Genomic DNA, 24,018 nt, shown 5'->3' on the forward strand with positions numbered 1-24,018 from the left:
GACCTCTCCCGCTACTTCGTCGAGCGGCAGATCGAGACCGGACGCGGCGCCCTCGACGAGGGCACGCTGCTGCACGACACCGCCGGCGCGGCCGCCGGACGCGACTTCGGCAGGACGGGGCAGCCCGCCCCCGCCCCCGGCTCCTACCTCCTGCGCGGCACCGGCCGGGTCGTCGAACGGCCCGCGCCGTGGCACAACCCCTACACGGTCGTCGCCCGGGCGGTCGACGGAGCCGTCGAGGTCTCCCTCATGCCGGGCCGGACCTTCCGGGTGACCCGCCTCGACGAACTCGCGATGCTCATCTCCTACGACGACCGGCGGCCCCGCGGCGCGGACGTCGTCCTGGCCCTGCCCCCGCACATCGCCGAGCCCCTCGCCGTCCTCGTCGCCGGCACCACGGGCCGGCGCGTCTGGCGCCCCGAGGCACCGGTCACCGTGGCCACGCACCCCACGGCGGGATCCCGCCTCGCCCTGGACCTGCGCGACGGCGACACCGGCGCGGGCTGGGTGCCGGTCGACCCCTCGGAGCAGGACGGCCTCCCGGGGGCCCGCGACCTGAGCAGCGACGACGAGAGCGACGCCGGCCACGACGACGACAGCGAGCGCTCCAGCAGCGACGGCGACGCGGAGTTCGACCGCCTCGCCGACGAACTCGTCCTCGAACGACGGATCGACGCACGCCGCACCCGGCCGCTGATCACCCGCGACTACGGCGTCATCGACAAGCGCGGCACCGGCGTCCTGTTCACCCGGCCGCTCCCGCGCCGCGTCGCCGAGGTACCCGTCGGCGACGGCACCGGCGACGGCTCCGACGCGCTGCTCCTGCCGAGCCAGGACCACGGCACCGTCCCGATGGCCGACCGGCCGCCGCTGCACGTCTCCGAGGACCGCACCCTGGCCCTGCCCGCCGACGGCGAGCACACGACCGGCCGCGGCCGCCAGGTGTACGCCACCCGTGCGGCGATCGACGCCTCCTCGGCACGGCTGGCCGCCGCGGGGGCGGGCCTGCGGCTGAAGGCCGACGAGTCGACGGGCGTCCTGCTCCCGCGCGAGGACGGCTCGTACGGCGACCCCCTGTTCCGCGTCGAGCCCGAGTTCCTCACCCCGTCCGGCGCCTCGGAGCACGCCTTCACGCGCGACTTCGCCCAGATGCTGGCCGGCACCGGGTCCGCGCCCCTGTCCCACGCCGCCTTCCGCGGTCCCGCCGGCGACGCCGTCGCCACCGCCCCCGTGAACGGGCAGCACGGCCGCGAGGTCACCGGCACCCACCACCTGGCCGAGGCCCTGGCGGAGGTCGCCGAGGGCACCCGCCCCGCCGACGAGGTCACCCCGCGCTGGGCCGCCCGCCAGACCGGCCGCGACCCGCGGTTCACCGGCGGGGTCGTCGGCGCCCCCACCCCCGGCGAGCGCTACGGCGGCGCCCTGAGCCACGTACCGGCGGACAACCCCCGGCGCGGTCCGCTGGCCGCGGCCGCGCGGCGCATCGGCGTCAACGAGCACGCCTGGGCGGGCGTCGGCGAGGGCTATCTGGTCCAGTCGGTCAGCACCACCAACGACAGCGGCGCGCAGTTGTTCACCCACAACCACGCCAAGCCCGGCGACCGGGTCGGACCGCACGCCCCGTACCACTTCGCGCAGGTCGTCCTCGCCAGCGAGGACGGCACCCACCAGATCACGCTGGAGAACGAGACCCACTCCCGCGGCCCGGTCACGGACGCCGAACTGGACGCGATCGTCGAGGACAACCTCGACCGGCACGGCGGCGACGGCCTGCGACGGCTGGCCGAGGCCGCCGAGCGGCGCCTGGCCGAGACCGGGCGCGCGGGCGCCGACGCGGAGCAGACGGCCCGCCCGACCGGCCTCGCGCGGGCGGCCAGGGCCCTGGCCGAGGTCCACGAAGCCGAGCAGATCCCGTTCTACTTCGACGAGGACCGCCCCGAACACGCCCTGGCGCTGCGCGAGGCGGAACGGGCGCGCGCCCGCGCCAGGGAGGCCGTCCGGGCCGTCGCGCCGCTGCCCGACCCCAAGGACCTGTGGTTCTTCCGGGCGTACAGCAAGCGGCCGGGGGAGTCGGCGCACGAGGTCAACGCGGCGCTGCTGTCGCAGGAGGCGCCCGCGACGGCCAACCCGCTGACGCTGGTGGTCCTGCACGGCCACGCCCCGCGCCCCCACCAGCGGACGATCCGCTTTGCCCGCGAGCAGCACGGCCTCCCCGCGGACGCCGACGGCACGATCGACGCCCTGGCCCGGACCCTGGCCCGCACGGGCCTGTGGAACCGCGCCCACGGGCTGCCGGCGCCGGCGGTCACCGTCACCGGGCACGGCAACCGCTCGCAGGCCGTCGCCCGCAAGCGGGCCGAGGCCGTCCGCGGGGCGCTCGGCGCCCGGCTCTCCCGGATCCTCGCCGCGTCCCAGCAGGGGAGCACCGGCACCCCCCTCGCCGTACGGGACTTCGAGCTCACCCTGGAGGCCAAGCGGGTGCGCGGGGCCACGGACCCCGACGCGGGACGCGTGGTGAGCGTCGACATCGACGACCACCGCCGGGCCGCGCCCACGACGCCCGCCGCCACCGCGGTCCCGCGCCCGACGGCCGGTGCCCCGGCGGCCGCGCGGCTCGCGGCGCCCGGCCCCGGGGAGACCGCCTCGCACGAGGGGACCGCCTCGCACGAGGAGACCGGCCCCGCGCGGACCGCGTCCCCCGCCGGTTCCGCCGCCCGCGCGCGCAGCCGCTCCCCGCAGCCGGGCCCGGAGCAGCGGAACAGCGCCGCGCCGCCGTGGGTCATGGCGCGCATCCGCTACGCCGAGGAGTCCCTCGCCTTCGACAAGCGGCTGGGCGAGTACCTGGCCGAGCGCGAGGCCGTCGTCGCCGAGTACCGGAAGATGGCGAACGCGGCGTGGAAGGCGGCGCGCGAGCGGCACCCCCGCAGCCTCGACGTGTTCGGCGACACCAGCAAGTACAAGGCCGGCGTCGTCGGCACCTCCCGCCAGGCGCTGCAGCAGGTGCTGCGCGGCGGCAACCTGCGCGAGCTGGTCGCGCTGCTCTACGAAGGCATCTCCAGCGACTTCGTGCCCTCGATGCTCGGCGGCCGGGAACAGCAGCCCCCAGAGATCGCCGAGGAGCGGCCCAGCCGACGGCAGCACGAGAGCCACGCCGAGTTCGAGCGGCGCGCCAAGGAGATCCTCGCCCGGCCGGACCTGGACGCCGGGCAGAAGAGGGCGGCGGTCGAGGAGCTGGAGCGGTCGGTGACGATCGGCACCCGCCCGCAGGACGCGCGCCCGCCGCTCAGCGAGGCCGAGCGGCGCTTCGCGGTCAACGAGCACGGCCTGACCTGGCTGCCGGCGACGTCCCTGTACGACCTCGCGATGAGCGCCGGCTTCCAGCAGCGTTCGGAGGCGTCCGGCGGCCTCGTGGCGACCGGCACCGCCGGATCCACGTACCGCTTCATGCTGCACGCCGCCCGGATGCGGGAGCAGTGGGGCGTCGACCTCGACCTCGGCCTGATCCGGGCCGGCATGCTGGCCGTCTCCCTCACGGTGGACCACCACACCTTCCACGAGGTGATGCGCGGCGCCCAGCTGGCACTGAACGACGTGCCCGGCCACGACCCGGCCCTGGATTACACGGACAACTGGGGCCGCTACTGGAACATCCACCCCTTCGGCGAGCAGGAGCTGCGGGAGAACGTCGCCCGCGACGGGCGGTTCCCCGACGAGCACGCCCGGGCCCTGCTCGACGCACTCGAAGGACGGTCCCTCCCGCCGGCCCGGACCGGTACCGGCCTGCCGCACCGCCCGGCACCGGCGCGCCCCATCCACACCCGGCCCGCCACCACCGGCCTCAACCGCCCCCGCCCCCGCTCCCAGCCCCAACCGCAGTCGCAGCCCCAGTCGCAGCCCCGGCCGCAGGCGCCGGACCGCACGGTGCCGCACCGCACCAACCCGCTCGACGCCCCCGCGACCGGCCCCGGGTCCTCCCCGGGCGTCGGCACGCTCCAGGACGTGACGTCCGACGAGGCCGAGCGGCACCGCGAAGGGCTCCTGGACGCGCTGTACGGCCTCGGCGCCCTCGGCGACGTCGACCGGGAACGGGCCGCCGACGCCCTGGAGCGGCTGGACCGGCTGCGGGTGGCCGACCCCGCGCTGCGCGGCGGCTTCCTGGACCTGGACGCGATGGTCCGCCGGGTGCTGCTGCTCGACCCCGCGGAGCCGGTGAACGCCGCGGCCCGCGGCGCCCTGGTGCGGCTGATGACGGTCCCCTCGTCGGCGCGGGTGGTCTCCCCGGCCGCGCTGTCCGCCCACTACCTGGCCCACCGCGGCGCCTTCCACCCCGACTTCCGGATCACCGACGCCCAGGGCCGCCCGCGCGGCCGGAACTGGACCGGCCGCGCCCTGCCGGCCGACTTCGACGCGGACGGCACCGGCCGGGTCCGGCGCACCCCCGACGGCACGACCGCGGACAGCGGCGCCGAGGACGCGCCGTGGCGTCCCGCGCCGGGCGACCCCGGCCCGTACCTCGTCCTGACCGCCGGCCGGGGCGAGGGGACCGTGGTGCGCGGGCTCGGCGGGTTCTCGCGGTCCGTGCCGCCCGAGGTGCTGTACGAACTGATGGCCCTCGACCGGGACCTGGCCGGCCGTCCGGGCGCGGTCCTGCTCCATGCCGAACGGCCCGGCGCCGCGCCCCCGGACCTGCCGCGCGGTCTGGCCGACCGGCTCGGCCGCGAGGTGTGGGCCGCCACCGGCCGGGCGGGCATCGGACACCTCCCGAGCGGCCCGGACCGTTCGAGGCTCCTGCTCCTGGACGACGAGGGACGGGCGCCCCGCGGCCAGTGGATCGTCAGCGCGCCCGCCCTCGCGGCCGACGGACCCGCGAGGACGGCGGACGACCGGGTCACCGCCGTCCCCGTCGCCCACGACGGGCACCGGTCCACCGGCTACCTCTCGATGGACCTCGCCCAGGAGCCGGACGGCGGCTGGTCCCGGACGCTGGAACACAGCCGCCTCGGGTCCGTCACCTCCTACACCCACCTGCGCAGCGGCTACGACCACGGCAGCACCCCCGCCCCGCTGCCCTGGGTGCGACTCGGCCTGCCGGCACCGTACTTCCCCAACAACCACGGGGCGCCGGGCAGCGTCGTGTGGCACACCCCGCAGGGTCCGCGGGAGGACGACGGCCCGCGGTTCGCCCGGACCCTCGCCCGCCGCCGCAGCCTCGCCTCGCTCGCCCCCGGACACCCCGTGGTGCCGCTCATCTGCTACGCCGCGGCCCGCCCCGGCATCGGCGGCGTCCTCGGGGGCGACGTCGGCGGACCGCTGCCGTTCGTGCCCGATCCCCTCGCGGTCGTCGCGACCGGCCAGCACATGGCCAACGAGACGGGCCGCACCGTGTTCGCGACCGTCCTGTCGAACTCGGTCGGCCCGTCCCGGCACGACGACCCGCAGTCGTACGTCAACCTCCTGACCGACGCCCGCGGCCGCGCCCACCCGTGGGTCATGTTCCGGCCCGAGCCGGCCGGTGACGCGCTAGACCTGCGGGCCCGCACGGCCGGCCTCCACACGGGGGCGGGACCCGTCCCGGAACCCGTGCGCGAGCGGACCCTGCGCCTCGTGCGGGCGCTGCGCGAGGTCTTCGGCCCCGAGGCCGACGAGAGCGCCCCGTACCCGCGACTGTTGCGCGGCATGGGCGCCCTCGACCTGATGCACCGGGCGGACCCCGCCCTGAACCGCGACGGGGCACGCCGGTTCACCCTGGACCTGTACGAGCAGATCCTCGCCCGGCACCGCTCGGCCGGGCACGCCCCGGGTCCGGTACCGCCCGTCACGGCGGACGACCACCGCCGCCTGCTCACCGAGGCCGCCACCCGCCTCGACGCCGGCCGGCCGGGCCCCCTGGGCGACTGGCTCGCCCTGCCGCACCTGGCCCACCTGCTGGCGGGCCTGCCCGCGTCCCCGCAGCGCGAGCACCTGGCCCGGCAGATCCTGGGACTCGACGCCACGGCGCCGGTGGGCGAGAGCGAACTCTCCCGGCTGGTGTGGGCGTCGTTCAAGGTCGCCCTGGTGACGAGCCGGGTGGACCGGGGCGCGTTCGCCGCGGCGGTGCTGCACCTGCCCGCCCCCGACCCGGCGCGGTTCGGCGAGGCGGTGACCGTGGCGCGGCAGGCGGTGGCCGTCGGCCGCGACCCGCGGCGGATCCACGAACTGGCCGCCCACCACCTGGAGCGGCAGGGCGTCCTGGCGCCGCCGCGGCTCCTGACGAACGCCGACGGCACGGCGTGGGGCCGCGCACTGGACGGCACCCACCGGCCGCCGGGCACCTTCGACCCGAGCGTGGTCACCCTCCTCGGGCACGGACCCGACGGCTCCCTGGTCCCGGTCGGCAGCGAGCCCGCGCCCTGGGCGGCGCAGCCGGGCCGCCCGGCCCCCTTCGTCTACGTCGCCGACGGCGACGCCGACGGGCTGGTGCTGCCGGGACCGGTGCCGGCCGCGGTGCCGGCCCGGCAGTTCGGCGAACTGGTCTTCCGCGACGCGGTGCTGCTCGGCATGGCCGGCCACACCGAGGTGGTCGCGGTGGTCCCGCACGGCAGCCCGGCCGGGACCCGGCCGTCCGCGGGCGGCCTCCCCGACGAGGGCGCCCGCAACTCGGCGCGCAACTGGTGGGCCACCCGCGGTGCCGCCACCCTCCACCACGATCCGGCGACCGGCACGTACACCGTCGCGATGCTGCCCGGCCCCGACGGGCAGCCGGCCCCGACGGGCACCTGGGACCGGACCGCCCGTCCCAAGGGCGACCCGGAGGGCCCCGCCACGGACCCCGCCGCTTTCGCCGCCAACTCCGCTGCGGCGCGGGGGGCGGACCGGCCGGCGCAGCCCGTCACCGAATCCGCCGACGCCACCGCCGTCGACACCGCCGACACCACTGCCGGGGCCACCGCCGGGGCCACCGGCGAGGCCTGGGGTGTCCACGCGCGGGCCCTGTCCGCACTGGGCGCCGCGACCGACGCGGCCGCGACGACGCAGCGGACCGGCGGTGACGAGGCCGCCGTCGCGGACGCCCGGGCGGAGGCCGACGCGGCGCGCCGCCGGCTGGAGGACGCCGAGGCGCGGCTGCGGGCCCTGGGCGTCGCCCCGGAGGCACTCGGCGCGGCCCGGCGGGCCCGGTGGGAGAGCGGGGAGAGCGGTGAGAGCGCCGGGGTCCCGTCCGTCCCGGGGGACGCCGAGGCCCGCCGCCGGACCGCGGACCGGGTGACCGAGGCGGACCTGCCGTCCGCGACACCGCCCCCGGCCGAGGACGAGACCGTCGGCCTCGGCGAGCTGGAGGCGGCGGGGATCACGCCCTCCGTCGGCCAGCGCACCGAGATGATGCTGCGCGGCGACGACTGGCTGCCCGCGTCCGCGCTGACCCCGCTCGACCTGGCCCGCGTCCGGATGACCGGCCCCGGCCCCTGGACGGCCGCGTCGGAGACGGCGGCCGCGAACGCCGCGCGGCGGCTGTGGGCGCGGGCGTACGCCGGCTTCGCGGACGCGGTGCCCGAGGGCACGGACGAGGCCGAGGCCTCCCGCGCCTGGGCCGCGGCCGTCGTCCTGGTCCTGCCGGCCGAGCCGCACGACGTACTCGCCGACTCCCGCTACGCGGGCGAGGACTTCCGCGACGCCGTGCGCCGGGTCGCGGACCGGGTGCTGACCGGGGGAACGGACGCCTGGTCCGCCGCCGGACCGGCCGACACCCTGCGCCGGGAGCTGGGCCTGCGCCCGCGCTGGACGACGCCCGGCCCCGACGCGCGGACCACGGCAGAGGACCCGACCGCGGCGACGGCGACGGACCCGCCCGGGACGCGGTGGCGGGCGCCCGCGGCCCAGTCGGGGGCGGGCACCGACATGGCCGACACGGACAAGACCGACACGGACATGGCCGACACGGATCTGCCCGACGACGGCAGGGCGTTCCCGGACGGCCGTGCCCCGGACTCCACCGGCCTCCCCGGCTTCGACCCGTCCGTGCTGGACGGCCTGGACGGCCTAGACGGCATGGACGGCATGGATCTCGACCGGATCGGCGTCACCGATCTCGAGGTCCCCGACTCCGGCTTGGGCGACTTCGACTTCACCGGCTTCGACTTCAGCGGTGTCGACTTCACCGGTGTCGACTTCGCCGACGTGGACCTCGGCGACTTCGGCCTCACCGGAGCCGACGTCACCGGTGACGCTCCGGTCCCCGTCGGCACCGACCCGTCCGGCGACCCGCCCGGCACACAGCCGCCCGCCCCGGCCCCCGCCCCGGCCGCGCTGGAGACGGCCGGAGGGCAGACGGTGTTCGCCGCGCCGGTCACCGCCGCGCCCGCGAGGCCGCTCGCACCCCTGCCCCGGCTGAGCCTCGTGGCCTTCGACCCGGCCGGGACGACCCCCTCGGCCGACGCCCGCGAGGGCGTCGCACGGCTGGCGAGGCGCGTGGCCCGGGCCGGCCTGCGCAACCGGCGCGCGGGGGTGCCCCTGCCGAAGGTCGACATCGCCGGGTACGGCGCCGACGCGCGGGGCGCCGGTACGGCGCAGCAGCGGGAGCACGACGCCCGGCGGCGCGGCGACGAGCGCGCACGGACGGCCCGCGAACTGTTCACCCGGGAACTGGACGCCGCCCTGGACACCCTCCAGGACCGGCTCCCCGCGGGACGGCCGCGGCTCACCGCGAGGGACTTCACGGTCACCTCGCGCGGCCGCGCACGGCTGCCCGGCGGGACGGCCACCACGGCGCCGGCCCTCCGGGTCGGCCGTACGGAGCTGGGCCGGCAGGCCACGATCGCCATCGGCTCGCCGGGTCACGCGGCGGCCGTGGAGGTCCTGGACGCGGCGCGCCGCGACGACCCGGTGCTGCGCCCGGGACGGTTCGAGGCGGACGCGGTCGCACGGCGGGTGCTCCGCCTGGCGCCGTACGTCCTCGTCGACCCGGAGATGCGCAGGGACCTGTACGCGATGGTCCGGCGGGCGGCCGAGGCCGGGCGGGCGTCCGGCGTGGCGGCGCTCACCGCGTTCCACCTCGCGGAGGAGGGCGTCCTCGCGGCCGACCGCACCCGGCACCTCGCCATCGGCGGGACGCGCGTGCCCGGCCTGAACTGGACCGGCCCCGAGGCCGCCGAGCTGAACGGCCTGCTCGTGGAGGAGATCCCGACCGACGGCACGGGCACCGTCGCGCCCCCGCCGGTCCCGGGCACCCCCCTGGGCACGACGGACCTCGCCCCGTGGCCCTGGGACGCGACCCCGTACGCCGTCCTCGCCGAGGGCGGCCACGACAGGGTGACCGCGGCACTGCCCGACGGGACGACGCGCGACCTCGACGCCGACGCGTTCGCCGAACTGGTCGCGGCCGACCCGGCGTTGCGGTCCTTGCCGGACGCGACGCCGATCGTGCTGGCCGTGCCGTTCGCCGGAGACCGGTACCTGGACCTGCCGCGCACGCTCGCGGACCGCACCGGCCGCACCGTGTGGGTGCACACCGGAGTGGCGCGGCGCCACCCCGACCCGGCCTCCGGCACCACCGTCGCCGTGCTCCGGCGCAGCGGGAAACCGCACGGCTCCTGGCTCGCGGTCGCCCCGGGCCTCGCCCCCGGGGCCGACGACTCGGCCCCGGCCTGGCACCGCGACGTCCTGAGCCAACCCGTCGTCAGCGACCTGACCGGGCGGCAGATCGGCCGCAGCCTGCACGACGACGGCGAACTCGTGGAGCGCGAGGACCACTTCGGCCGTCTCGACCGGATGACGGTGTACGCCCACTACAACCCGGCCACCCGCACGTACTCCGCGAAGCTCCCGCTGGAGGACCCCGGGCCCAAGGACAAGGCGTACCACCTGGCGGGCCACGGTCTGCCCGGCCGGCTGCTGCTCCCGCTGGCCGGCGGCGGATCGAGGCCGGCCGGCCGGCACGAGGCGGGGGAGTGGCTGCGGCGGCGCAAGAGCCTGTCGAGCCTGCCCGAGGACCACTGGATCGACCTGGTGGTCTGTCACTCCTCGGCCCCCCGGGACAGCGCCACGCAGGACCGCCCGCCCGCCGGCGGCCTCTTCCGCGCCGCACCGTTCGCCGCCGACCCGCTCGCCGACGACGCGGTTTCGCTGGGGCAGCACCTCGCCAACGTGACGGGACGCACGGTGCGCCTCTCGCACGACGTGCAGGGCGCCGGCACGCACGGCGACGACCCCGCACGCCTGCTGTGGACCGACGTCCGCGGACGCCGCTGGTGGTGGGAGACCAGCCGTCCGGAGCCGGGCGAGGCCGAGCTGGACCGGCTGGCGGCCCGGGCCGGTCTCCCGGGAGAGCCGTCGCCGGCCGGCCGGGCCGCGACCCTGCGCCTGGTCCGGGCCCTGCGCCGCGTCCTCGGACCCGACGCGGAGGACGCCGCCGACCACCCGGACCTGCTCCGCGGCGCGGCCGCGCTGGACGCCATGCGCGACGCCGACCCGGTCCTCGGCCCGGCCGGGCCCTTCTCCCTCGACCTGCTGCACCGGGTCGTCGCGGCCCACCCGTCGGCCGCCTCCGGAGTGGACCGTGCCGCCGTCCGCCGGGTGCTGAACGCGGCCACGCAGGCGTGGCGGGCCGCGCCGGGCGCGCCGTTGAGCCGCTTCGTGAGCCTGCCCGCACCGCACACCGCGGCCCGCTGGCTCCAGGACTCCGCGACGGTGGACGCGACGGCCGTGGCCGCGCTGGGGCTCACCGGCCCAGAGGACGTGGGCGCCGCCGAGCGGGCCCGCGTGTTCTGGGCCCGCGTCAAGGCGGTGGAGACGCTGGCCGCGGCCGGACCGGACGCGCTCACCAGGAGGGTGCTCCACCTCGACCCGGCCCTCGACGTGGACGGCGCCGGGCACGAGGCGGCCCTGGTCCTGCTCACCCGGGGCTTCGCGGCCGGCCGCGACATGGCCGACCCCGACGCGGCGGCCGCCTACGCCCTGGAGACCGGCGGTGCCTTCGACTGGACCGCGACGCTCACCACCATGGGCACGGAGTCCGGCGGCGGGCGCGACTGGCGGGACACGGCGACGCTGCTGCCCGAGGTGGGCAGGGTCAGGACCCCGGCCGGACTCGCCGACGCGCCGTGGGCCGGCCCGGACGGCCACGGCGGGAACCGGCCCGTCCCGTACCTGGTGGCGGCCCACGTCGACCTCCAGGACGGCGCCCGCCTCCAGGTGAGCACCGGCGGCACCCTCCAGGACACCTCCGCCGCCGAGTTCGCCGAGCTGCTCGCCGCCGACCCCGACCTCAACCGCAAGGACCTGTCGGTCCCCGTCCTGCTGGTGCTCACCGGCATCGACGGGCCCGCACCCGGCGTCGCGGACACGATCGCCCAGCGCCTCGGCCGCAGCGTGTGGTGGAGCCGGTACCCGGCGGAGCTCTCCGGCACGGACGACACGGGCTCCTCGGTGCCCACGCTCGTCCTGTCGCTCCTCACCGCGGGCACCCCGACCGCCGCCGACTGGCAGGAGGCACGCCCCACCGACCCCGCCGGCCCCGAGGAGGGCCCGCGCCCCGTCGCCCCGCCCCTGCCCGAGGCGCCGCCCGCCGGGCAACCCGCCGGTCCCACCGGCCTCCCCGGCTCCGCGGAGGTCCCGCTCGCCGCCGCCAGGGCGCGCTCGTCGGCCGGGGAGCCCATGGAGGGGGTGGAGCCGGCCTCGGCGCCCGCCCTCACGCCCGCGCCGCCTTCCGCGCCCGCGCCCGTCCCCTCCGCCGGCCCGGTGTTCACGGGCCCGGCGGCACCGTCGCCCGCGTCCCTGCCCCGGCGGAGCCTCGTGGCCTACGCACGGGAGTCCACGGTTCCCTCGCCGGCCGGCCGGGAGACCATCGAGCGGCTGGCGCACCAGGTGGCCGCCGCCGGGCTGCACAACCGCGCGGAGGGCTGGGCCCCGCCACGCGTCGAGGTCACCGGCTACGTGGCCGACGGCCCGGGCAACCGGGGCCTGAAACGGGCGACGGCCGCACGCAACCACTTCCTGCGCCGGCTGACCGAGGCACTGGAGCGGTCGCAACGGGACCTGCCCGCCGGCGCCCCCCGGCTGACCGCCCAGGACTTCCGGGTCAAGGCGGTGGCCGTGACCCGCGTACCCGACGACTGGACGGGCACGGGCGAACTCGCCGGAACCGGCCGGGCCGACCTGGGACGGCAGGCGACGATCCGCGTCGTCCAGGCGCCGGACGCGACCGCGACGCAGACCCTCGACGCCCTGCGCCGCCGCGACCGGGAGCTGCGCCACCGCCCGCTGGACGTGGACGCCCTCGCCGCCCGCATCCTGCATCTCGACCCGGGCACGGCCGTGGACCCGGACACCCGCGACGCCCTGTTCGCGCTGGTGAACCGGGCCGCCGCGGCCGGACGCGCGACCAGCCCGGCCGCGCTGGCCGCCCACCACCTCGCCGAACTGGGCGTCACCGACCCGGCCCGGACCCGCCACTTCACCGCCGGGGGCCGCCGCGTGCCCGGCCTCAACTGGGACCCGGACGCCGCTGCGGCCGCCGAGCTGGACCCCACCCGCAGCGACGCACTGGAGGACACCGGACCGGGTCCCCACACCGTCGCGGAGACCCGGCAGACCCCCTGGCCCCGAGGCACCACCCCCTACGTCGTGGCGGCCGGCGGGCGGCACGACACGGTGCGGGCACTGCTGCCGGACGGCACGACGCGGGACCTGGACGTCGACGAGTTCACCGAGCTGGTGGCGGCGGACGTGGCACGGGAACGGCTGCCGAAGGACACCCCGCTCGTGCTGGCCGTGCCCTTCGCCGGCGACCAGTACCTCGCCCTGCCGCGCACGCTCGCGGACCGCACCGGTCTGACGGTGTGGGCACACAGCGGCGAGGTGACGCTCGGTTCGGACGGCGGCGTGAGCACCGTCGACACGGTCCGGCGCGCCGGCTCCCCCGAGGGCGACTGGACCGCGAGCGAGCCCGGCCTGGCACCCGACCCCGACGACGACGTACCGGAGTGGCACCACCGGGTGGCCACCCGGCCCATCGTCAGCGCGCTGACGGGCAGGCAGATCGGACGGGCCTCGCACCACGCCGCCGAGTGGGCGGCCGACTTCGAGGACGACGACCGGCACCTGGACCGGATGACGACGTACGTCCACTACTACCCGGCCACCGGACTGGTCTCCGCCGAGCGGGAACTGCCGCGGCCCGGCCCGGAGGACACCGCCTACCGCCTGGACGCGCACGGCTCGCCCGGCCACCTGCACCTGGCGATGCGGGACGGCACCGTCAGGCCGGTCGACGGACGGGAGGCCGGAGGGTGGCTCAGGCGCCGCAAGAGCCTGTCGAACCTGCCGAAGGACCACTGGATCGACTTCGTGGTCTGCTGGAGCGGCGCTCCCCGGGACCGCGCCGTGCCGGCGTCGCCGAACACGGCGAGCGACGCCTACGCCGGACCGTTCGTCCCCGACCCGCTGAGCAGCCTCTCCACGGGCCAGCAGCTCGCCAACACCACGGGCCGCAGCGTCCGGCTGTCGTACAGTGCGCAGGGCACCCGGAGCAGCGACGGCCGCTACACGCGGACCCTGTTCGCCGACGCGCGGGGCCGCCACCGGGCGTGGGCCCTGTTCCGGCCCGACCCCTCGGAGGCCGACCTCGACCGGCTGGCGGCCGTCGCCGGCCTGACCTCCGGCGACGGCGAGGTCTCCGACGAGATGCGCGCCGGGACGCTGCGCCTGGTGCGGGCGTTGCGGCTGACCTTCGGCCACGACGCGGACGACGCCGCCGACTTCGGCGAGCTGCTGCGCGGCGTGGCCGCGGTGGACCACATGTGGCGCAGCGACACGGACTTCGACGACGCCGGCCCGTTCACCCTGGACCTGCTGAACCGGGTGGTCGCCGCGCACCCGGAGGCCGCCTCGGGGGTGGACCGGGCGGCCGTGCGCCGCGTGCTGGCCGCCGCGGCGGAGCACTGGGCCGCGTGGCCCGGTGACGAACTGGTCGGCTTCGTGGAGGTGCCGGCGATCGAGGCGGCCGCCCGGTGGATGCGGGACGGCGACCCCGAGGACGAGGCCGTCACCGCCCTGGACCTGACCGGCCCGCACGAGATGGGCGAGGCCGAGCGGTCCCGGATGTTCTGGGCCCGGGTCAAGGCCGAGGAGGCCCTGGGCGTCCCCGGCACGGACCTGGACGCGCGGGTGTCCAAGGTGCTCCACCTGCCGCCCGGCACCCGGCCCGCCGGCCTCCGCGACACGCTGCTCGACCTGCTCACCCGCGCCTTCGCCGCGGGCCGTGACGCCGCCGACCCGGACGTGGCGGCCGCCTACCACCTGGACGAGTCGGGGGCCTACGCCACGACCGACGTGGCGACGGGGAACGGCGGTGAGAGCGGCGACGGCCGGGACTACACCGCCGAGCAGACGCCGACGACGGTCGACCTGGCGCGGTTCGACACGCCCTCCGGCGTCGCGGACGCGCCGTGGGCGGACCGCGAGGGACCCGCCCCCTACCTCGTACGGGTCACCCCGGACCGCAGGACGCCCGACCTCCTGGAGCTGTCCTTCGAGGGGGAGACGCACCGGGTGGCGGCCGGGGAGTTCCTCGAACTCCTGGCGCAAGACGCCTCGTTGACCGGAAAGGAACTGAGCGTACCGGTCGTCCTCGCGTTCTCGTCCGCCGACGGCGACCCCGGCGACCTCGCGGGGCGGGCGGCCCAGCGCCTCGGCCGCACCGTGTGGTGGACGGAGTTCCCGGTGGACCTGTCCGCGACCGGCCCCTCGGGGGAGCCGGTCCTGACCCTGCGGGCGACACCCGACGGCGACGTACCGGACGCCGGCGCCTGGGAGCAGGCCCGCCCGGCCCAGGCCACGTCCCCCGGCGACGCGCCGCGCCCGGTCCAGGCACCGCTCGCCAGGGCCGCCGCCCCGCTCCTCGAGTCGTTCCCGGCCCTCACCCTGAACGAGGACACGGACACGGGAGGGGAGGCGTACGACTCCGGCTCGGACTCCCGCTCGGACTCCGGCTCGGACTCCGACCCAGGCCCCGACGCCGACGCGGCGACGGCGGACGACGCGGAGGAACGCGCGGAGAGCCGCCCCGCGCCCGACTGGGTCCTGGCCCGCATCCGCTACGCGCAGGAAGCCCTCCTCTTCGAGCAGCGGCTCGCCGCACACCTCGGGGAGAATGAGCAGGTCAACGCCGAAATCGGCAAGGTCGTGCGGGCCTTCTGGAGCATCACCCTGCACAACCGGCTCGACTACCGGCTGTTCGGCAGCAGGAGCGAGCTGTCCGCCGGCGCCGTCGGACAGCGGTACGAGGCCCTCGCACGCGTCGTGGACTCCGGCAACCTGCGGGAACGGGTCACGTTCCTGTTCAACGGCGTCGCCAAGGACCTCGTCCCCCACCTCATGGGCGGTGTCGAACCCCAGCACCCGGTGATCGCGCTGGAACGCCGGGACCGGCACAAGAGCCAGCTCTTCCTGGAGTACGAGCGCAGGGTCGTCGAACTCCGCGCGGCGGGACTGGACCCCGAGGACGAGGCACAGGAGATGGACGACCTGGAGGCGATGCTGCGGACGCCGCTGCGCCCCGACGAGGTCGGTCCGCCGCTCAGCGCGGCCGAGTGGCGGCGGTCGGTCCGGGACGGCGAGCTGCTCTGGTCACCCGCCGGCATGGAGCACACGCTGCCGATGGCCGCCGACTTCCAGGCGCGTTCCGAGGACTCCGGGGGCCTGGTGCTGACCGGTACCTCGGGCAGTGCGTACCGCATCCTCACGCACGTGGCCCGGCTGACCCGGATCGCCGGTGTCCCGGTCGATCTCGGCCTCGTCCGGGCCGGGCTGGCGAGCATCCTGGTCGGCGTGGGGCACCACAGCTTCCACGAGGTGATGACCGGCGCCCAGCTGGCCCTGGACGAGTTCGACCCCCGGGCGGCGTCGGTCTACTCCGACAACTGGGGCCGGTACTGGGACGTCTACCCGCTGACCGAGGAGGAGCTGCGGACCTTCGTGGCTCGTGAGGGACTCTTCCCGGACGAACACGCCCGCGCCCTGCTCGACCGGCTGAGGGCGGAGCGGCCCGCGACCCCACGCCGGGACGACGCCCCGGCCCCGGACGACGCCCCCGCGCCCGCGCCGGACGGGGCTGCGACGCCCACCCGGGACGGTGATCCCGATGCACACGACGACAAGAGGACGACGAGATGAGTGAGTCCGGCGCCCAGGCGCCCGCCGCCGCCCCCCTGGACCCCGAGCCCCCGCAGGAGTACGTCGAGGCGGCCAGGCTCGCCCCCGATCACTGGCTCTACCTGCCCGATCCCGCCTGGCGGGGCGAGGGGCCGCCGCCCGACTGGGCCGTGGTCGGTCAGTGGCGTTCCGACTCCGACGGCACGATCGTCGAGTGGGAGGACAACCCGGAGTACCGGCCCTCCCCGGAGGCGATGGGCTGGCCCGAGCCCGCCGACGAGATCGACCGCGCCATCCAGCTCGCCACCACCGGCTACGGCCCGGCCGAGGGCGTCACCGCAGCCCTGTCCGGAGCCGAGGTCGCCGTCCTGGTCACCGCGGACGGCGAACCGGTCCGCGTCTCGGCCCCCGACGGCACCCCGGCGGTCCCCGTCTACACATCCGCCCGCCACCTCCACGCCGCGGGCCGCCTCGCCTTCGAGAACCTGCCGGTCAGCACCCTGCTCACCCGTGTCCCCTCCGGTCACGCCCTCTACCTCAACAGCAGCGCCCAGGTCGGCATGGTGCTCCCGACGGAAGGTCTCGCCGACCTGCTGACGGAGGGGACCGGGCCGGACTGACCGGCCGCGACGCCCCGGGGGAGCGCACGGGCGGCGAGGGCGCCGACGCCGGTTCCCGGGGCCGCCACCCGTCTCAGCGAGGCGGCTTCCGGTCCCCCGGGCTCCCCGGCGCGGTCTCGTCCTCCTCGCGTTCGCCCTCCGCCTGGGAGGGAGTGGTGTGCGGCACCTCCGGTGCGTCGTTCTGGTCGTCGTCGCGTTCGCCCTCGGCCTGGGACGGGGTCGGCTCGCTCATCAGGTCTTCCTCCAGCTCCTGCCCGGCGGGATCGCGGTCCGGGTACCCGTACCGGCCAGTCCCCACCACCCGTCCCGTGAACCGGGCCGGCGCCAGGGCCCGCCCGGCGGCGCGTGCCTCACAGCGGCGACCACCACGTCACCGCGGTCCCCCCACCACGGTGCCCGCCACCGTCCCCGCCCCCCGCGCCGGCGTCCGCGGCGGATTCGTCCGTACCGCCGCCCTCCGGGGCGGCGCCCCCCGCGCCGTCGCCGTCCGTACCGTCGTCGTGGACGGTCAGCCGCACTCCGGCGCGGCCGTCGGCGAGCGGGGTGGCCGCGTCGACGGCGACCTCGACGCGGGAGACGTTCCCGCGGGCGCACGCCTGCGCCAGAGCGTGGCGCAGTGCGGTGATCAGGCGGTCGGCGACCGGGCCGGGCACGCGGGTGTCGACGGCGCCCAGGAAGCGGGTGGACGGGGCGAAGCCGAGCCGGGCGGCGGCGGCCGCGGTCTCGCGCAGGACCCGGCCGCGCAGGCCCGTCGGCGGTTCGGCCGGGGGCTGCTGGAGCGTGAGGATGGTGGTGCGGACCTCCTGCACCGTGGACCGCAGTTCGTCCACCGCCCGGACGAGGATGTCGCGCACGTCCTCCGCGCCGCGGCGGCGTTCGGTCGACTCCAGCATCATGCCGGTGGCGAACAGCCGCTGCACCACCAGGTCGTGCAGGTCGCGGGCGATGCGGTCGCGGTCCTCGTAGACCGCCAGCCGCTCCCGGCCGCGCCGGGCGTCGGCCAGGACGAGGGCGAGCGCCGCCTGCGAGGCGAACTGCGTCGCGAGCAGCCGTTCCACCTCCGTGTAGGGGCGTCCGCCGCGGCGGCGGGGCAGGGCGAGGGTGCCGATCAGCCGGCCGCTCGCCCGCAGCGGCAGCATCATGCTCGGCCCGAACCGGTGCCGTACGTGGGTCGTCATGCGCGGGTCGGTCGCCGAGTCGTCGATGAACACCGGTTCGCCGCCCAGGAGCTGTTCCAGGACCGGGCTGCCCGGCGCGATGGTGGCGCCGACGATGCCGTCCGGGTCCTCCGGCGTCGACGCGGTCACGATGGCCATGCCGCCCTCGGCGGTCGGGTGCAGGATGACGCCCGCGGAGGCGTCGGCGAGCAGCCGGGCCCGTTCCGCCACGGTGGTCAGCGCGTCGTCCGCGCTCTCCTCGGTGAGCAGCGCGGTGGTGACGGCCGCCGCGCCCTCGATCCAGCGCTCCCGCTGCCGGGCCGTCTCGTACAGCCGGGCGTTGCCGATCGAGACACCGGCCTGCACGGCCAGCACCCGCAGCAGCTGCTCGTCCTCGACGGTGAACGGACCGGCCCCGGGCCGCCCGGCCAGCCGCAGCTCGCCGAACTCCTCGTCCCGCACGTGGACCGGCACCCGCAGTACGGGTGCCGTCTCCGGTACGGGTCCCGGGCCGGCGGCGCGGAACTCGGTGAGCCGCGTCCCGCGCGGCGCGGTGACCACCAGGGACGCGTGGCGGGCGCCGGTCAGGTCGGCGGCGCCGTCCACGATGTGCTGAAGGACGGTGGGCAGATCCAGGGCGGTGCCCACGCCCAGGAGCGCTTCGAGGAGACGGGTCGGGCGGGGCGCGGGGTGCGCGGTCATGCGTCGGGCTTCCTCGGTTTCCTGCCGTCCGGCCCCGGTGTCCCGGCCTCTTCGGCCGTACGGCGGCGGATCAGTCGGAGTCGACGCCGGGAGCGGCGTCCGCGCCGGAGCCGGAGCCGGAGCCGGAGCCGGAGCCGGAACCGGAGCCCGCGCCGGTGCCGACGCCGGCGTCCAAGGTCGTCGGGTGCAGGGCGAGCGGCTCGACCCGGCCCTCCAGCATGCTGCCGAGACCCTGGACCGCGCACACGTCGGGCCGCTCCGCGATGTGCACCGGCATGCCCGTGGCCTGACGCAGCATCTGGTCGAAGCCCGGCAGCAGCGCGCTCCCGCCGACCATCATGATCCCGCGGTCGGCGAGGTCCGCGACCAGGTCCGGCGGGCAGTCCCGCAGCACCTTGCCGATGCCGTCGAGCACGGCCGTCAACGGGGTCTGGATGGCGTTGCGCACCGTGGCGGTGTCCACCCGCACACTGCGGGCCAGGCCGGTCGCCACGTCCCGGCCGTGGATCTCGGTGGACGCCGGCCCCTGCGGGGTCAGGCCGTTGCCGGACAGGGCGAGTTGCAGCGGGCGTACGGACTGGCTGGGCAGCACCAGTTCGTGCTGGTGGCGCAGCAGCTGCACGATCGCGTGGTCCACGGCCTCGCCGCCCACCGGGACGCGCTCGGCGGTGACGATCGAGCCGAGGGAGAGCACCGCGACCTGTGTGGCGTGCGCACCGCACACCATGATCATGGTCGCCTCGGGCCGCTCCACGGGCAGTCCGCAGCCGACCGCCGCCGCGATGAGGGTGTCGACGAGTTCCACCCGGCGCGCGCCGAGCCCGACCAGCGTCTCGATCGCCGCCCGCTGGGAGAGCGGGTCCGCGTCGTGCGGGGTGCACACGGCGGCCCGCAGCCGGGGCTTGCGGCGCAGCGCGCGGCGGATCCGGTCGCCGAGCAGGTGCCGCAGCATGCGCTGGGCCATCTCGATGTCGACGACCGTGCCACCGGAGACGGGCCGCACCACGCGGATGTAGCCGGGGGTGCGGCCGGTCATCTTCTCCGCGAACTCGCCGACCGCGATGAGGGCGCCGGTGCGGGTGTTGACGGCCGCGGCGGACGGCTGGTCGACGACGAGCCCGGCCCCCTTCACATACACGCGGGTCCGCGCCGCGCCCAGGTCGACGGCGAAGTGGCAGCGGCGCAGCGCCTCCAGACTGGCGGTACTGGCGGTACTGGCGGTCATGGCGAATCCTCCCGAGAGCGCGGACCGTGCGGGGCCGCCCGGCGGCCGGCCCTTAGGCACAGATCGTGCGCGTCGGCGAGGCCGGGCGCCTGCTGGAGGGGGCCGGGCGGGGGGCCGCTGAACGGGGGGTGCCCCGACCTCGCCGGGGGTCCGGGCCGGTACCGCGAAGCGGCCGAGGGGGGCGGCCAAGCGTCCGCAACGACCGGGGCGTGGCCGGCCCCGGCCGCCGGCCTCCCGCGCCACTGGCGGGAACCCGCCAGGGCAACTACCCGCCGCCTCCGGTCAACTCCCTTGTTCCGCACGCCCCCTGAGACTGCTCACAGCACTCGTCACTGCACTCTACGACGACATGAAGAGAGACGTGGATGAGCACAGGACCAGTCAGACGTGGGGCGACCCTCCTGTCGGCGGGGCTCGTGATCGCGCTGCTGCCTGCCGGGGCGGCGGTGGCGCAGGAGCCGCCCCCGGACCCGGCGCACACCCGGGCCGCCGCCGCCCGCGACGCCCCTCGCACGGCCTCGGCGGCCGGCGCGGCCCGCACCGTCACCCTCGTCACCGGCGACCGGGTGACCGTCACCGACCTCGGAGGCGGCAGGAAGACCATCACGGTCGACCGGCCCGAGGGCGCCACCGGAGCGGTGCGCACCAGCAGCTCCGGCGGCCGGACCGTCGTCGTACCGGACGAGGCCCTGCCGTACCTGCGCGACGGCAGCCTCGACGAGCGGCTCTTCGACGTCGGTGAGCTGCTGGAGCAGGGGCTCGCCGACACCGAGACCGGCGAGCTGCCGCTGATCGTGACCTACGACAAGGGCGCGCGGGCCGCCACCCCGAGGGGCGCCGAGCGGACGCGGTCGCTGCCCAGCGTGCGCGGGGCCGCCGTGGAGGCCGACAAGGGGCGCGCGTTCTGGCGGGAGTTCACCCGCCGCGGCGCCGGCATCGACGGCGTGTGGCTCGACGGGCGGGTCACCGCCGACATGGCCGAGTCCAACGCGCAGATCGGCACGCCCGAGGCCTGGGAGGCCGGGCTGACCGGCAAGGGCGTCACCGTGGCCGTGCTGGACAGCGGCGTGGACGCCGGGCACCCGGACCTCGCGGGGCGGATCGCCGAGAGCAGGAGCTTCATACCCGGCGAGGAGGTCGCCGACCGCAACGGACACGGCACGCACGTCACCTCCACCGTGGGCGGCAGCGGAGCCGCATCCGACGGCAAGGAGAAGGGCGTCGCGCCCGGCGCCACCCTGGCGGTCGGCAAGGTCCTCTCCGACGAGGGCTTCGGCAGCGAGTCCGAGATCATCGCCGGCATGGAGTGGGCCGCCCGGGACGTGGAGGCCGACATCGTCTCCATGAGCCTCGGCTCCACCGAGGCCAGCGACGGCACCGACCCCATGGCCGAGGCCGTCAACATCCTGTCCCGCGAGACCGGCGCCCTGTTCGTCATCGCGGCCGGCAACACCGGCACCCCGTCCTCCATAGGCTCGCCCGGCGCGGCCGACGCCGCCCTCACGGTGGGCGCCGTCGACTCCGCCGACCAGGCGGCCTGGTTCACCAGCGCCGGGCCCCGCTACGGCGACAACGCGCTCAAGCCCGACCTGTCGGCCCCCGGCGTCGGCATCCTCGCCGCCCGTTCCCGGCTCACCGAGGGCAGCGGCGACTACATCAGCATGGACGGTACGTCGATGGCGACGCCGCACATCGCCGGTGTGGCCGCCCTGCTCGCCGAGGAGCACCCGGACTGGACCGGCGCGCGGCTCAAGGACGCGCTGATGTCCACGTCGAAGGAGCTGGACGCCCCCGTCCACCAGCTGGGCGCGGGACGGGTCAGCGTGCCGGACGCCGTCGAGGCCGACGTCACCGCCACCGGCAGCGCCGACCTGGGCTTCTACTCCTGGCCGTACGACGCCAACGAGCCGGTCACCCGGACCGTCACCTACACCAACTCGTCCGACACGGACGTCGAGCTGAAGCTGTCCGTGCGGGGCGCCCCCGAGGGCGTCGCCACCCTCGCCGACACCTCCCTCACCGTGCCCGCGCACGGCACCGCCGCCACCACCGTCACCGGGAACGGGGCGAAGGCGCCGGTCGGCAACACCAGTGGGCAGGTCGTGGCGGCCGACGCGAGCGGGAACACCCTCGCGCACACCGCGTTCGGGCTGGTCAAGGAAGGCGAGCGGTACACGCTCACCGTGCACGTCAAGGACCGCTCCGGTGCCGCGACGCCGGCCGACCTGACCGTCCAGCAGCTCGCCGAGGGCGTCGACCCCTTCCCGGCCCACGTCGGGGAGTCCGGCACCCTGGAGCTCCGGCTCGAGCCAGGAACGTACAGCCTGTCGTCCTTCCTCGACGTACGCGGCAGCCACGGCGCCGACTCGCTCGGCCTGGGCTTCCTCGCCGCCCCCGAGGTCGTCGTCGACCGGGACCGCGAGATCACCCTGGACGGCCGCGAGCTGCGCGAGCTCGGCGCCGACGTCCGCAAGCGCACCGAGACCCGGCAGCTCCTCATGGAGTACGACCGCAGCGCGAACGGCTCCGACCTCTTCGGCGCCGTCCAGGTGCCGCTGACGTACGACAGCATCTTCGCCGCGCCCACGAAGAAGGTCACCGAGGGCGGCTTCGAGTACCGGACCGTGTGGCGGCTCGGCAAGCCGCTCCTCGAGGTGAAGGGGATCGGCGAGGCCACCGTCCAGTCCGGCGGCACGCTGCTCGAGGGCCGCACCCGGCTGCCGCTGGTCGACGTGGGGGACGGGCCCTTCCCCGAGGACGTGCGCGGCAAGGCGGTCCTCGCCGAGCTCACCGAGGGAACCGAACCGGCGGCGCTCGCGCAGGCCGCACAGGACGCGGGCGTCGAGGCGCTGTTCGTGACCGACGACGCCCCCGGCCGGCTGATGGCGTGGTGGGGCACGGACGACAACGCCGACCGGCCGCTCCAGATCGCCACGGTCGACGCGGCCGACGCCCGCCGGCTGCGCGAGGCCGGACGGGTCGACATGACCGGCACCCGCAACACGCCCTACGTGTACGACCTGTCCGAGGGACACGAGGGCGCCGTGCCCGACCGGGACCTCACCTACGAGCCGGGCCACCGCGACCTCGCCGTGCTGCACACCAAGTACCACGGCGACGAACCGTCGAGCGGCGGCGAGTTCCGCTACTCGATCACCGGCACCTTCCCGATCGGCCTCGGCTTCCGGGAGCGGATCGACTACCCCGTCGAGCGCACCGAGTACGTGTCCACCGGCCCCGGCCAGCTCTGGCACGAGACGGTGACCGGCGCCGGCGGAGCACTCGAGGAACGCGGCGGACTGTCCCGCTACCGGGGCGGCTCGCGCGCGGAGCTGAACTGGTTCAAGCCGGTGTGGCACCCCTACCTCGGCACCGGGCTCGGCTGGGGACAGCAGCGCGCCGGGAACCAGCTCCAGTTCAACGCGCCCGGCTGGGGCGACTCGGGGCCCGACCACACCGGCTTCGGCGACGTGTGGAGCGAGGGCAGCGGCATGTCGCAGACCACGTCCGTGTACCTGGACGGTGAACAGGTCGACGAGCGGAAGGGTTCCACCGCCTACGCGTGGGACATGCCCGCCGACGAGCACACGTACCGGCTCGTCACCGACACCGCGCTCGACGCGGAGCGGTGGCCGCTCGCGAGCGAGGGCCACGCGGAGTGGACCTTCCGCTCCGCGGCCACCCCGGACGACCGGTGGACCTACCTGCCGCTGATCAACCTCTCCTTCGACGTGGACACCGACCTCGCGGGGAAGGTGCGCGGCGGGAAGAAGCTGCGGATCGGGCTCGGCGCGGAGTACGTGGCGGACGCCCCGGACACCGGCACGATCGGCGGCGGGAAGCTGGAGGTGTCCTACGACGAGGGGAAGACCTGGCAGCAGGTCCGGCTGCGCGGCGGTGACGGCGAGGCGTCCTGGCATGGAACGGTGAGCGTGCCGCGCGACGCCGGGCACGTCTCGCTGCGGGCCTCCGCGCGCGACGACCGGGGCGGCTCGGTCACGCAGGAGATCGTGCGGGCGGTGGCCGTGCGGTAGCCCCGCGACCGGACCCGCACACGCGGACGGCGCCGCCTCCCTGGGACGGGGAGGCGGCGCCGCCTGGGTTCTCGGACCGTCAGACCAGCCAGCCGACGAAGTGGACGAGGCCGGCGAGGATGTCGGTGAGAAGGTTCATGATCGTGCAGCTCCTTGCG

The 24,018-nt window shown here is 76.7% G+C and carries 6 protein-coding genes (1 of these 6 cut by a window edge); 3 read left to right on the forward strand and 3 right to left on the reverse strand.

The annotated features are described in order from the left end of the window. Positions 1–16,143, forward strand: partial view of a lonely Cys domain-containing protein gene (locus Sco07f_RS02840; RefSeq protein ID WP_108986827.1) — the 3' portion only. 13,485 nt of this gene lie to the left of the window's left edge; only the last 16,143 of its 29,628 coding nucleotides appear in the window; the start codon falls outside the window, past its left edge; it ends in the stop codon at positions 16,141–16,143. Then, positions 16,140–16,742, forward strand: a complete 603-nt coding sequence (locus tag Sco07f_RS02845; RefSeq protein ID WP_108986828.1) for a type VII secretion system-associated protein — start codon at positions 16,140–16,142, stop codon at positions 16,740–16,742. Before Sco07f_RS02840 ends, Sco07f_RS02845 begins: the two co-directional genes overlap by 4 nt. Before the next feature lie 73 nt (positions 16,743–16,815). On the opposite strand, the gene Sco07f_RS40030 is transcribed toward Sco07f_RS02845, so the two are convergent. The 3 genes from Sco07f_RS40030 to Sco07f_RS02860 form a co-directional block, all read right to left on the reverse strand. Next, on the reverse strand, positions 16,816–16,974 hold the full coding sequence (locus Sco07f_RS40030; protein ID WP_007449277.1) for a hypothetical protein: 159 nt from the start codon (positions 16,972–16,974) through the stop codon (positions 16,816–16,818). A gap of 118 nt (positions 16,975–17,092) precedes the next feature. Beyond that, positions 17,093–18,601: a sensor histidine kinase gene (locus tag Sco07f_RS02855; protein WP_108986829.1), complete on the reverse strand. Its 1,509-nt coding sequence runs from the start codon at positions 18,599–18,601 to the stop codon at positions 17,093–17,095. Positions 18,602–18,671: 70 nt separating this feature from the next. Beyond that, positions 18,672–19,826 (reverse strand): rod shape-determining protein, encoded by a 1,155-nt coding sequence (locus tag Sco07f_RS02860; protein ID WP_108986830.1) that lies wholly within the window; start codon positions 19,824–19,826, stop codon positions 18,672–18,674. A 365-nt stretch (positions 19,827–20,191) separates the two neighbouring features. Here Sco07f_RS02860 and Sco07f_RS02865 point away from each other — a divergent pair, with 365 nt between their 5' ends. Next, positions 20,192–23,860: a S8 family serine peptidase gene (locus Sco07f_RS02865; protein ID WP_108986831.1), complete on the forward strand. Its 3,669-nt coding sequence runs from the start codon at positions 20,192–20,194 to the stop codon at positions 23,858–23,860. Positions 23,861–24,018: the final 158 nt, after the last annotated feature.

Origin of the sequence: Streptomyces coelicoflavus, assembly GCF_003112555.1 — a bacterium.
Lineage (GTDB): Bacteria > Actinomycetota > Actinomycetes > Streptomycetales > Streptomycetaceae > Streptomyces > Streptomyces coelicoflavus.